Origin of the sequence: Sphingobium sp. KCTC 72723, from assembly GCF_014280435.1 — a bacterium.
Lineage (GTDB): Bacteria > Pseudomonadota > Alphaproteobacteria > Sphingomonadales > Sphingomonadaceae > Sphingobium.
This window is the reverse complement of sequence record NZ_CP060388.1, coordinates 591,740-604,368: the sequence shown is the minus strand read 5'-3', so window position 1 is coordinate 604,368 and position 12,629 is coordinate 591,740. Positions and strand designations below refer to the sequence as shown.

The 12,629-nt window shown below is 60.0% G+C and carries 11 protein-coding genes; 7 read left to right on the top strand and 4 right to left on the bottom strand.

Features of this window, described 5'->3' with window-relative positions; genetic code table 11:
• Nucleotides 1-92 precede the first annotated feature (92 nt).
• The 4 genes from SPBM01_RS03110 (at nt 93) to trmFO (ending at nt 5,492) form a co-directional block, all read left to right on the top strand.
• A complete protein-coding gene (locus tag SPBM01_RS03110; protein ID WP_188063964.1) occupies nt 93-1,397 on the top strand; it encodes a dicarboxylate/amino acid:cation symporter in 1,305 nt (434 codons plus the stop codon).
• Nucleotides 1,398-1,587: 190 nt separating this feature from the next.
• Nucleotides 1,588-2,022: a zinc ribbon domain-containing protein gene (locus SPBM01_RS03105; protein ID WP_223177763.1), complete on the top strand. Its 435-nt coding sequence runs from the start codon at nt 1,588-1,590 to the stop codon at nt 2,020-2,022.
• Between the two features lie 12 nt (nt 2,023-2,034).
• Nucleotides 2,035-3,390 (top strand): IS66 family transposase, encoded by a 1,356-nt coding sequence (tnpC, locus tag SPBM01_RS03100; RefSeq protein WP_188062681.1) that lies wholly within the window; start codon nt 2,035-2,037, stop codon nt 3,388-3,390.
• A 758-nt stretch (nt 3,391-4,148) separates the two neighbouring features.
• The gene (trmFO, locus tag SPBM01_RS03095; RefSeq protein WP_188063962.1) at nt 4,149-5,492 is read left to right on the top strand and encodes a methylenetetrahydrofolate--tRNA-(uracil(54)-C(5))-methyltransferase (FADH(2)-oxidizing) TrmFO; all 1,344 of its coding nucleotides are present in this window, start codon (nt 4,149-4,151) and stop codon (nt 5,490-5,492) included.
• An 82-nt stretch (nt 5,493-5,574) separates the two neighbouring features.
• Here the strand turns inward: trmFO and SPBM01_RS03090 are convergent, their stop codons facing one another.
• Both SPBM01_RS03090 and SPBM01_RS03085 read right to left on the bottom strand, forming a co-directional pair.
• Nucleotides 5,575-6,039: an EF-hand domain-containing protein gene (locus tag SPBM01_RS03090; RefSeq protein WP_188063961.1), complete on the bottom strand. Its 465-nt coding sequence runs from the start codon at nt 6,037-6,039 to the stop codon at nt 5,575-5,577.
• Nucleotides 6,040-6,063: 24 nt separating this feature from the next.
• A complete protein-coding gene (locus SPBM01_RS03085; RefSeq protein ID WP_188063960.1) occupies nt 6,064-6,717 on the bottom strand; it encodes a hypothetical protein in 654 nt (217 codons plus the stop codon).
• A gap of 146 nt (nt 6,718-6,863) precedes the next feature.
• Between SPBM01_RS03085 and SPBM01_RS03080 the strand changes: the two genes are divergently transcribed.
• Genes SPBM01_RS03080 through SPBM01_RS03070 form a run of 3 tightly spaced genes read left to right on the top strand, consistent with a single transcriptional unit; the run spans nt 6,864 to nt 10,110 of the window.
• Entirely contained in the window at nt 6,864-8,852 is a 1,989-nt protein-coding gene (locus SPBM01_RS03080; protein WP_188063959.1) for a TadE/TadG family type IV pilus assembly protein, read from the top strand.
• Nucleotides 8,849-9,445 (top strand): TadE/TadG family type IV pilus assembly protein, encoded by a 597-nt coding sequence (locus SPBM01_RS03075; RefSeq protein WP_188063958.1) that lies wholly within the window; start codon nt 8,849-8,851, stop codon nt 9,443-9,445. Before SPBM01_RS03080 ends, SPBM01_RS03075 begins: the two co-directional genes overlap by 4 nt.
• On the top strand, nt 9,442-10,110 hold the full coding sequence (locus tag SPBM01_RS03070) for a TadE/TadG family type IV pilus assembly protein (protein ID WP_262504313.1): 669 nt from the start codon (nt 9,442-9,444) through the stop codon (nt 10,108-10,110). The genes SPBM01_RS03075 and SPBM01_RS03070 overlap by 4 nt, the downstream gene beginning before the upstream one ends.
• A 40-nt stretch (nt 10,111-10,150) precedes the next feature.
• Here the strand turns inward: SPBM01_RS03070 and SPBM01_RS03065 are convergent, their stop codons facing one another.
• Together SPBM01_RS03065 and pdhA are read right to left on the bottom strand one after the other, a co-directional pair.
• Complete coding sequence (locus SPBM01_RS03065; protein WP_188063957.1) at nt 10,151-11,506, bottom strand: pyruvate dehydrogenase complex E1 component subunit beta; 1,356 nt, start codon at nt 11,504-11,506, stop codon at nt 10,151-10,153.
• Complete coding sequence (pdhA, locus tag SPBM01_RS03060) at nt 11,506-12,579, bottom strand: pyruvate dehydrogenase (acetyl-transferring) E1 component subunit alpha (RefSeq protein ID WP_188063956.1); 1,074 nt, start codon at nt 12,577-12,579, stop codon at nt 11,506-11,508. The genes SPBM01_RS03065 and pdhA overlap by 1 nt, the downstream gene beginning before the upstream one ends.
• Between the last annotated feature and the right edge of the window lie 50 nt (nt 12,580-12,629).

The window sequence follows — 12,629 nt, the reverse complement described above, 5'->3', positions numbered from 1 at the left end:
TATCCGCGTTGTACCCCCATAAAGAATTGCTTGCGCGCATTCGGGCGGCCCCGCCCCATATTGTGCGTTGGTCGCCCAAAGGATGTTCGCGCATGGCCCTACATTATCGCAGTTTCGGATTTCAGGTGCTGGTCGGCATGGTCGTGGGACTGGCGCTGGGCCTTGTCGCGCGCACTATCGGCGCGGGGCCGGATGGCGACCTCAACTGGCTGGCGACCGCGCTCAAGACGGTGGGATCGATCTTCGTCTCGCTGCTCAAAGCCATCGTGCCGCCTCTGGTATTCGCCGCCATCGTCGCGTCGATCGCCAATCTGCGCGCGCTGGACAATGCAGCGCGGCTCGCGGGGCAGACCTTGCTGTGGTTTGCGATCACGGCCTTGATCGCCGTGGTCATCGGCATCACGCTGGGCCTCATCATTCAGCCGGGTGTAGGCATCGGCGCGGGCGCGCTGGCGACCAAGCAGCCGGAGTCCGTGGGCGGCTGGCTCGATTTTCTCAAAGGGCTGGTGCCGGGCAACAGCCTTGCGCTGTCGGGCAGCACCCAAATCGGCGAAGATGGCGCGGCGACCACCGGCATCTCCTTCAACATCCTGCAATTGCTGGTTATTTCGATTGCAGTCGGTCTGGCGACTTTGAAGGTCGGGGACAAGGCCGAACCCTTTCTCGCCTTCATCCGCTCGCTGCTGGCGGTCGTGCGCGCGATTTTGGGCTGGGTCATCCGCCTGACGCCGATCGGGTCGGCGGCGCTGATCGGCACCGCCGTCGCCACCTATGGCTGGAGTGCGCTGGCGCAACTGGGCGTTTTCACCGGCGCGATCTATCTTGGCCTCGGTATCGTTCTGCTGGTCGTCTATCCGACTCTGCTGGCGGCCAATGGTTTGAAACCCCTGCCCTTCTTCGCCAAGGCATGGCCCGCGATCCAGCTGGGCTTCGTCTCGCGATCCTCGGTCGGCACCCTGCCCGTGACCGAAGCCGTGACGCAGCGGCTGGGCGTGGACAAGGGCTATGCCGCCTTCGCCATTCCGCTGGCATCGACCACCAAGATGGACGGCTGCGCATCGATCTACCCCGCGCTGGCGGCGATCTTCGTCGCAGGCTTCTACAACGTCCCGCTGCACGCCATGGACTATGCCCTGATCGCCTTCGTCTCCGTCATCGGCTCCGCCGCGACCGCCGGACTGACTGGCGCGATCGTGATGCTGACGCTGACGCTATCGACGCTGGGCCTGCCGCTGGAAGGCGTCGGCCTGCTGCTGGCGATCGACCCGATATTGGACATGGGCCGCACGGCAGTAAACGTCGCGGGCCAGGTGCTGGTCGGCGTGATCGTCGCCAAGCGCGAGGGGATTTTGGACGAGAGCGCTTATTATGGGGATGGGGCGTTGGTGGCGGTTTGAAGGGCGATACCAGCACTTTTACACTTGGATATTGCTCTTTATATCTTCGGCTCGTCGTTATTATGCCGTGACCTAATTCTCTCCGCCAAAACTTGGAGAATAAAATTATCCAATCCTGTTAGGCCTTGAAATTGTATATGTTCGCAGCAATCAAGGCGGTGAGATGCGAAATTTCGGCTTCGGGGGAAATATGAAATCTAATGAGAAGAAATGCCCGCGATGTGCAGAAATTATCAAAAAGGACGCGTACGTCTGCAAGCATTGCAGTTTTGAGTATTCTGAGGCACAGATCGCCGCTGATAAAGCTGTAGATGCTCAAAACAAAAAAAACGGCGCTCTAGGATGCGCTGGCATTTTTGGAGTTCTCCTCCTTATAGGAATGTGCTCCTCAAAGAATGATGAACAGACTACAGAAGGTAATGTTGCAACTGCCGTAGCTATGTCTCCAACCGAGGCAAAAGCGATTGAAGAGCGCAACAAAAATGAGATTGCGATTAAACTGAAAGCGGCTAAGAATTTACCTGCTTCTGATATTGAAGGAAATGCCCGTGCATACGAAGAGTTACTTCGCCGTAATTGCTCACGTGGTTGGCAGAAAAGTATTGCGCGGAGGTCGATTGGCTGATTCACCCTACGGATGTCACCGCCGCCGCTTCATGTGCTGACCGAAGCCGAGAAGAACGAGTTGCTGCTCGCGCAGCACGAGATGATCGAGCGACTGGTAGCGCGGATTTCTGAGTTGGAATCCCTGGTCGGCACGCCGCGCAAGACATCCAGGAATTCGCATATTCCGCCATCGAAGGACGACTTTGGCAAGCGCGGTGGCAAAGGCGGTAAGCCCAAGGCTGGCAAGCGCCCGCCGCGCGAAGGCAAGCACCGCCCATTGACCGAGACGCCGGACAAAACCGAACGCATCATGGCGGCAAGCTGCTGCCATTGCGGGACCGATATATCCTCGCAGGCCCAGCATTGCCGCCACCGCTACGATCATATCGACCTGCCGCCGATCCGTCCGATTGTGACCCGCATCGAATTGTTTGGTGCGCGCTGCGGGGGATGTGGCCGTCGCTACCGTGCCGCAGCACCGGCGGGCATGGAGCCGGGCACGCCGTTTGGCCCCGGCATCCGCTCGCTGCTGGCCTATCTGCATCACAGCCACCATGTCAGCTTCGAGCGACTTTCGCGCATTGCTGCGGAGCTGTTTGGCCTCACGATCTCCCAAGGGGCGATCGCCAACGCGTTCAGGCGTATGGAGGCCGGAATGACAGCAGCCACGAAGGCGATCACCGACAAGTTGCTCACGGCAAAGATTATCGCGTCCGATGAGACGTCCACGCGCACCAACGGCATTGCCCATTGGCAATGGGTCTTCCTCTCGAAAGACGCGGTTCTGCACAAGATCGCCCCGCGCCGGGCGCGCAGTGTTGCTGAGGAGGTGTTGGGCGGCCACCAACCTGATGTGTGGGTCTCCGATCGCTACGCTGGACAGCAGGAACTGGGCAAGGAGCATCAGGTCTGCCTCGCGCATGTCCTGCGCGATGTTCAGTATGCCATCGACTGCGGGGATACCGCCTTCGCTCCCAAAGTCCGCGACCACCTGCGCTGGGCGATCCGGATCGGCAAGCGACGAAGCAGCCTGAAGGACACGACGCTGGCCGCCTACGCCGCGAAGGCCGACAATCTGCTGACCCGCCTGGTACAGATGCCTGTCGCGCACCCGGCGGGACGCGTTCTGCTCAAACAAATCAAGGCCTGGCGGGGCAAGTTCTTCGTCTTCCTCACCAACCGCGACGTCCCTGCGACCAACAATATATCAGAGCGCGAGATCCGCCCCTCGGTCGTGTTCCGCAAGGTCACCAACGGCTTCCGCTCCGACTGGGGCGCCCAGATCCACGCTGGATATCGATCCGTCACCGGAACCGCTCGTCTCAGCGGAAAATCGGCCCTCGTAGCCATCCGCGAACTCGTCGACGGCAGATTCGTGGTCGCCTGATCAGCCCACCAATTGCCGACCCCGTGAGCAATTACACTTCGCCTAGCGCCGGCGAATAACGAGTTTAGCTTCAAACGCGATCAATATCAGGCCATGCTTACAAAATTGGCTCGCCTTGAGGAACATCCAGAAGAAGCTCTCGAACTCACCAAGTTCACTTGGGAGAAAGGTGGATTCGGAAGCATCCAACTAGTGCGATTTACTGTCAAGAATTCTGCCCCATTTGCGATTAAGGACTTTACGCTGGAATGCAATCACCAAGGCTCTTCTGGGACTGACATGGATAATAATAGCCGGATTGTATATGAGCTTGTTCCAGCCGGCGGATCGCGGCGAGTAAGAGAAGTCAACATGGGCTTTATACACAGCCAGGTTGCAACTTCTCGATGTTCAATCACAAATGCAGTCAAGGCGTAATGTAAATGCGCGTTATGATTTCGCAACGATAGAAAATCAGATCTATATTCAACATCTACATTACGCTTTATTAATGAGATTAATGAGTAAAAGTCGGAACAGATCCTTTACTTCGCAAAAACCCTCCTATTGCAAAGTCATCCGCACGCCCCCTTTCCGGCACAAATGCGCACTCTGCAACGGTGTGAACTTCACAGTCTCCACAACCCCACCCTGTCCTACTGGCCCCAACCCGGCTATGTGTCTTGCCTAGATCGGCGATATGTCCCACTGGCGACCCGATAGCGCCGAACCGGCGGAACAGATGTAAAGTCACACGAAAAATGTCAGAATATCAGGCCATGTCAGACTATCAGGTGCATATCATTGGCGGCGGCCTCGCCGGATCGGAAGCGGCGTGGCAACTGGCGCAGGCGGGTTTCAAGGTGCGCCTGTCGGAAATGCGCGGAGCGGGCGATATGTCGCCTGCGCATCAGACCGACGGCCTCGCCGAACTGGTCTGCTCCAACAGCTTCCGTTCCGATGATGCGGACAAGAATGCCGTGGGGCTGCTGCATCAGGAAATGCGGCGGCTGGACTCGCTCATCATGGCGAGCGCCGAACCGGCCAAGGTGCCGGCCGGCTCCGCGCTGGCGGTGGATCGCCACGTCTTTTCGGGCGCCGTCACCCGCGCGCTGACCGAACATCCCAATGTGGAGGTCGTGCGCGAACGGATCGATACGCTGCCGACGCAGGGCATGACCATCGTGGCCACTGGCCCGCTGACCGCGCCTGCGCTGGCTGCCAGCATCGGTCAGGCGGCGGGGATGGAGCATCTCGCTTTCTTCGACGCGATCGCGCCGGTCGTGCATCATGACAGTATCGACATGGACCAGTGCTGGATGGCCAATCGCTGGGACAAAATTGGCCCCGGCGGTGGCGAGGGCAAGGATTATATCAACTGCCCGATGGACAAGGACCAGTATCAGGCCTTTGTTCAGGGGTTGATCGACGGCGAAAAGACCGTTTTCAAGGAATGGGAGACGAACACTCCTTATTTCGAGGGCTGTATGCCGATCGAGGTGATGGCGTCGCGCGGGCCGGAAACATTGCGGCACGGGCCGATGAAGCCGATGGGCCTCGACAATCCGCGCACCGGGCGCTGGCCCTATGCGGTGGTGCAGTTGCGGCAGGACAATGCCAGCGGCACATTGTGGAACATGGTCGGTTTCCAGACCAAGCTGAAACATGGCGCGCAGATGGAACTGTTCCGCACCATCCCCGGCCTCCAGAACGCGGAATTTGCGCGGCTGGGCGGGCTGCACCGCAACACTTTCATCCAGTCGCCCAAATTGCTGGACGGGACGCTGCGGTTGCGGAGCGCCCCGCATATCCGCTTCGCCGGGCAGATGACCGGGTGTGAAGGCTATGTGGAAAGCGCCGCGATCGGCCTGCTCGCCGGGCGCTTTGCCGTGGCGGAACTGACGGGCCGCACCATGAGCGCGCCGCCCGCCGACACGGCACTCGGCGCGCTGCTCGGCCATGTGACGGGCAATGTCGCGACGGCGGACTATCAGCCGATGAACGTCAATTTCGGCCTCTTTCCTACACTGGACGATGTGAAGAAGAAGCAACGCAAGGAAGCCTATACCGCGCGGGCGCGGGCGTCGCTGGGGGAATGGCTGGGGGAAATGACAGCAGCGTGAAGACCGACGTTCTCCCGCGAAAGCGGGAGTCCAGTTCTGACGGCAGGACTGGGTTCCCGCCTTCGCGGGAACACGCATCCCGTCAACAGCGGCACTTCGCCTTCGCTGCGCGCTTGGGTGCAGTCGCGGCGAACTCGGTCGGGGTCAGCTTGCCGTCCTTGTCCGCATCCGCCGCGCCAAAGCGGTCGGACGTGGCGGCGGCCCATTCCTCGAAAGACAGGAGATTGTCGCCATCCTTGTCCAGCGCCTTGAACGCTTTGGTCCGGCTGCCCAGCATTTCGATGCGGGTGATGATGCCATCACGGTTGCGGTCATAACGGGCGAAACGCTTCTGCTCCCGGTTCTGCGGACTGGCTTGGGAAGGCATGGGCGGTGCTTCCCCCACCGCATCGGCATCGCCCTCCGGCAAGCCCTCGATTTCGGGCGGCGGTGGCGGGGCAAGCGCGAGTTGCGGCACCGGCTGGTTGCTGGCGCGCCCCTGCCACCAGAACAGACCGCCCGCCACCAGCAGCAACGCCGCCATCCCGCCTGCCAGCAATCGTCCCATGGAATCTCCCTTTGCCGGACCAGTCTAACGCCCGAACAGGGCCAGCCGCAACAGCCGCAAAGCCATGCCCCGCGATACCCCGACCGGCGCACGACGCCCCGCCAGCACGTCCTGCCGCGCCAACCCATAGGCAAGGCGCAATGGCTTCCATGCACCGGGCCAGCGGATGAGCGGCATCGTCTCCAACACCGCGCGCGCCTGCCCCAATGCCGCGTCGGCCAGCGCATCGTCACCGACATGCCCCGACAAATCCCACAACGCCCACACCTGCCCGGCCTCATCCAGCCAGTCCGGGGCGTCGGGCGCATCGGCCAGCGCCCGGAACAAGCCCCCGCCGCGCCCGGCCGCATAATCGCGCAGCCCCTGACCGTCGATCTCCGGCTCCACCACCAACACTTCCCAACCGTCGATCATCGCGGTCAGGCCCGGTGCCGCCATCACCCCGGCCGCCCGCATCTGTTCGATCACCGGCTCGCCCTGCCCCTTGACGCCATGGGGATCGTCGATGACGTCATTCCACCAGGCCAGCCGCATCTGCCCGATCATCGCTTCGCTGGTGGTGCGGGCGATGGTGGCCAGCCGACCGTCAAACGCCCATATCGCCCGGTGCCGGTCCGCCTGCGCCCCGGCATGGGCGCTGAGCAGCATGACGAGCGGAGGCAGTTCCCCATCGCTCATCGGCGCACCTTGCGGCCTGTGGTGGTTAGCGGTCCTTTAACCATGTTCCTCATACACATTCTAACCACTGGGCCTGCATAGGCGAAAAGGCTGCCTTGCCCTGATGTGGGGGGCGACAGGGCAACGACATGGGTGATGGCGGACAAATGGGCAAGCAGATCAAGCATCCTCAGGGATTTCTGAACCGGCTATTACGCAGCCAGTCGGGCAATGTCATGGCGATCGTGGCAGCGGCGATCATTCCGCTGGCCGCGCTGATCGGCGGCGGTCTGGACATGAGCCGCGCCTATATGGTCCGCGCCCGTTTGCAGCAAGCGTGCGACGCCGCCGCGCTGGCGGGACGACGCGCCATGACGACATCCTCCATGACGGACGCCAACAAAGCCGAAGCCAAGAAGTTTTTCGACTTCAACTTCCCGCAAAACACGTTCCAGACCGAAAGCTTCGTCCCGACGATCCAGAGCAAGCCCAGCGAAACGACCACGGTACAGGTTTCAGCCGTCACCAAAATGCCGACCACCGTGATGCGGATTTTCAAATATACCGAAATGCCGCTGGAAGTGACCTGCGAATCCCGCTTCGACATCGGCAATACCGACGTGATGCTGGTGCTGGATACCACCGGGTCGATGGCCCAGTCGATCAGCGACGGCGCCGGCGGCACCACGACGCGCATGGCCGCATTGCAGCAGGCGGTGAAGGATTTTTACGACACGCTGGGCGCGGGATCAAACAACACCGGGCGTATCCGCTATGGCTTCATGCCCTATAGTTCGACCGTCAATGTCGGCTATCAATTGCCGTCGAGCGCCATGCTGGGCGGTACGGCAGGCGAAACCGCGCCCTATCGGACGCGGCGCGCGCTATATTATTATGAAACTTCTTCGACACCTTCGACCTGCTATCGACGCTATGGATTGAACAATTGCTATTCGACAGCCACTGCGGCGAATAATGCCTCAACCTCATCAACATTGTCCGCTTCACAATGCACAGCCTATGGCAATAATTCAGGAACAAACCCTTCAAAAAATGGCAATGCACCTTCTAATACTACTACTACAACCTATAGCTATCACAGTTTCAATGGTTCAACCAACACCCCATCCGGTTGGAACGACCGCAAGTGTGTAAGACGAGAAGATATAGTTGCAACAACCTATGCTACGACATATACGGCAGGGCTAGGCACGACATTTTATTATTGGGAATATGGCCAGTTCGCAGTCGATGTTTCAGGCTTTATTTCGGGTAATTCGGTCTCCAATCCGACTTATAACGCCAGCTCGCCCAATGATGCGAACAACACAGCTGTAGCTTCGACGTCGACTTGGCTCGGCTGTATCGAGGAACGGTCGACCGACAGCACGATAACGGCATCGACGTCCACCGCATCGATCCCGGATACTGCCTACGACCTGCAAATCGACACTTTGCCGACCAACGCGGACACGAAGTGGCGACCGCATTGGCCACAAGTCATGTTCAATTCCTCTGGTCGGTGGCTACATGACAACAGAGAGGATAATGGCGGTGACTGGTATCGTGCATCCAGCGGCGGCTGGAACGCCTGCCCAAGTCAGTCGCGCAAGCTGACCAGCTATGCCGACCGCACCAGCACGCCGACCGGACAGAGCAGCAGCTTCAACACCTATGTCAATGGGCTGATCGCAGTCGGTGGCACCTATCATGACATCGGCATGATCTGGGGCGCGCGCTTCCTGTCGCCAACAGGTATCTTTTCAGCCGACAATGGAAACGCGCCCAATGGCTTCAACATATCGCGCCACATCGTGTTCATGACGGATGGCGACATGAGCGCCTACGACAGAGTCTATGGTGCCTATGGGTATCAAAAACAGGATGGGCGCGTGGCAGCAACCAGCACTGATGACACAGGGCTGACCGCTGTCCACAACCGGCGCCTGGAAATGCTGTGCAACGCAGTCAAGGGCAAGGGCATTACCGTATGGGTCATCGGCTTCCGCAATCAGTCGGAAGGCGACATAACGTCCCAGTTGCAGGGCTGCGCGTCGAGCAGCAATCACTGGATGATGGCTTACACCGCCGCCTCTCTTACCGAAAAGTTCAAGGACATCGCCAAGAATATCGGCGGCCTGAGGCTGTCGCAATGATCGGGGCGACCGCACGATTGCTGAACCGGCTGCGCGACGATGCGCGTGGTGTCACGCTGGTCGAATTCGGGCTGATCGCAGCGCCCCTGTTCCTCACGATCATGGGCATTGGCGACCTGGCCTATCAATCCTACCTGCGTTCGGTGACGCGCGGCGTGCTGGAACGGGCGGCACGGTCTTCGTCGGTCGGCACGCTCAACGCGACGCAGATCGACGCCTATATCGAAAATCAGATGTCGACCATCAATGCCAAGAACGGAACCACGTCAGTCGTCAAGAAAAGCTATTATAATTTCTCGCGCGTGGGAAAACCCGAAAAGATCACAACCGATACTGCGCCGTTGGGCAGCTATAATAGCGGCGATTGTTACGAGGACGCCAATGGGAACAGCACCTATGACGCCGCGGCTGGTGCCAGCGGTCTGGGCGGCGCGGACGATATCGTCTATTATGAAGTCACGGTGTCGATGCCGCGCATGTTCCCGCTCGCCAAAATGCTGGGGTGGAGCGAAACGCAGTCCGCCAGCGCCATGACCATGGTGCGAAACCAGCCTTGGGCGAACCAGGGAACGCCAACGGTGCGATGCTCATGAACGGCCGGACCTATCAGCGCCTGCGCGCGCGCATGACATCCATCCGCCGCAATGAGCGCGGTGTCGCGCTGGTCGAATTCGCTTTTTCGCTGCCGGTACTGGTCGTGCTGTCCATGGCGGGGCTGGAAACGGCCAATCTGGCGCTGGCCCATATGCGGGTCAGCCAGGTTGCGATGATGGTGGCGGACAATGCCGCCCGCATCCGCACATCCATAGACGAAGCGGACATCAACGAAATCATGACCGGCGCAGACCTGTCATCGGCATCGCTCAAACTCAAGGCGAATGGCCGCATCTTCCTGTCCGATCTGGAACCCAACGGGTTAAGTTCCCCCAATACCGGACAATATATACGCTGGCAGCGATGCTGGGGTCAGGGCAGTTTCACGTCGAGCTATGGCGTGGAGAATAATGGCAAGACCAACGCCACCATGGCAAATGGCATGGGACCAGGGACGACGGCCGCGACCAAGATCCAGGCAGCCAGCAGCAGCGCAGTGATGTTCGTGGAAGTGGCGTATAATTATCAGCCACTGGTATCCAACACCCTCTTCGGGGCGAAGATCATTCGATATACCAGCGCCTTTACAGTGCGTGAGCGCACCGATCAGGCAATCAAAAATGCAGGCAATCTGGGCGCATCGGCCACGGCATCCTGCACCTGACATGAAAAAGGGGCGACCCGGACAGGTCGCCCCTTCCCCTTTATTTGTAGCAGACCTTCTTGGCTGCCGCGACGATGCGCGGGACGTCGATCAACGCTGCCTTTTCCAGATTTGCGGCATAGGGCAACGGCACGTCCTCGTTTGTTACGCGCAGCACCGGGGCGTCGAGGTCGTCGAAGCCCTGTTCCATGACCACGGCCGCGATTTCCGACGCGATCGAGCAGGTCGGCCAGCCTTCTTCCACCACCACCAGGCGGTTGGTCTTTTTCAGGCTTTCCAGCACAGTGGCCGTATCGAGCGGACGCAGGGTGCGCAGGTCGATGACTTCGGCGTCGATACCTTCGGCCGCCAGCGCTTCGGCGGCTTCGAGCGCAAGCCCCACGCCGATCGAATAGCTGACCAGCGTCACGTCGCTGCCCGCCCGCATGATCCGCGCCTTGCCGATCGGCAGGACATAGTCGTCCACCTTCGGCACGTCGAAGCTGCGACCGTAGAGCAGTTCGTTTTCGAGGAACACGACCGGGTCCTGGCTGCGGATCGCCGCTTTCAGCAGACCCTTGGCATCGGCCGCGTCATAAGGCGCGATGACGATGAGGCCAGGGACCGCCGCATACCAGGGACCGTAATTCTGGCTATGCTGCGCGCCGACGCGGCTGGCCGCGCCATTGGGACCACGGAACACGATGGGGCAGCGCATCTGGCCGCCCGACATGTAATTGGTCTTGGCCGCCGAATTGATGATGTGGTCGATCGCCTGCATGGCGAAATTGAACGTCATGAATTCAACCACCGGACGCAGGCCGCCCATGGCCGCGCCGGTGCCGATGCCAGCGAAGCCATATTCGGTGATCGGCGTGTCGATGACGCGCTTTGCCCCAAATTCGTCGAGCAGGCCTTGAGTGACCTTATAGGCACCCTGATATTCAGCGACTTCCTCACCGATGACGAATACGCGCTCGTCGGCGCGCATTTCTTCGGCCATCGCATCACGCAGCGCTTCGCGGACCGTGGTTTTTACAAACTCGGTGCCTTCGGGCAGGCTGGGATCGGCAACGCTCGCTTTGGCGGCGACCGGCTTCTTGGGCGCTTCGGCAGGTGCAGCTTCAGCCTTGATCGGTGCTGCCGCCTTGGGCGCGGGAGCCGCTTCTTCGCCATTTTCGCCCGCCATCGTGGCGATGACAGTGCCGACTTTGACGCCTTCGGAACCTTCGGCGATCAGGATCTGGCCAATCTTGCCTTCGTCCACGGCCTCAAATTCCATTGTCGCCTTGTCGGTTTCGATCTCGGCCAGAATGTCGCCCGAACGGACGTCATCGCCTTCCTTGACCAGCCACTTGGCCAGCGTGCCTTCTTCCATCGTCGGCGAGAGCGCCGGCATCTTGATTTCGATACCCATCAATATTGCTCCACCAGCACGTCTGTATAGAGTTCGGCCATGTCCGGCTCAGGCGAGCTTTCGGCAAAATCAGCCGCTTCGCTCACGATCTTGCGAATGTCCTGGTCGATCTTCTTGAGTTCGTCCTCACCCACGCCCTGCGCGGTCAGATAGGCCTTTACGCCCTCGATCGGGTCGGACTTGTCGCGCATCGCCTGCACTTCTTCACGCGAGCGATATTTGGCCGGGTCGGACATGGAATGGCCGCGATAGCGGTAGGTCTTCATTTCAAGCAGAATCGGACCGTTGCCGCCCTGCACCCATTTGAGCGCTTCTTCGGTCGCGCCGCGCACGGCCAGCACGTCCATGCCGTCGACCTGAAGGCCGGGGATACGGAAACTTTCACCGCGACGGTAGAGTTGGTCTTCGGCCGAAGCGCGATTGACGCTGGTTCCCATGGCATATTGGTTGTTTTCGATCACGAAGATGATCGGAAGTTTCCAAAGTTCGGCCATGTTAAAGGATTCATATACCTGGCCCTGGTTGGCCGCGCCGTCGCCAAAATAGGCCACGCACACGCCACCGTCGCCATTATATTTATGGGCAAAGCCAAGGCCCGCGCCCAGCGACACCTGCGCGCCGACGATGCCATGACCGCCGAAGAATTTATGTTCGACGCTGAACATGTGCATCGAACCGCCCTTGCCGCGCGAAATGCCGGCTTCACGGCCCGTCAGTTCGGCCATGATCAGGTTGGGATCAATGCCATAAGCGAGCATGTGACCATGGTCGCGATAGCCGGTGATCACGCTGTCCTTGCCGGGGACGAGCGCCGACTGGATGCCGACCGCTACGGCTTCCTGGCCGATATAGAGGTGACAGAAGCCGCCGATGAGGCCCAGGCCGTAAAGCTGGCCCGCTTTCTCCTCGAAGCGACGAATGAGAACCATCTGCCGGTAGAATTCCAGCAGTTCTTCCTTGCTGGCCTTGTAATCGGTGGGTGTTTCGGGGCGAGGCCGGTTGTGATCCGCGCCGGCGGGGCTTTTTGCCTCTGCCTTTGCGCGTGTAGGACGCGGCGTCGTTGGTTTCGCCAAGGCTCTTATCCTTTTGCGTGGGGTCGGATGGAAGGAAGCCCGATATAGAG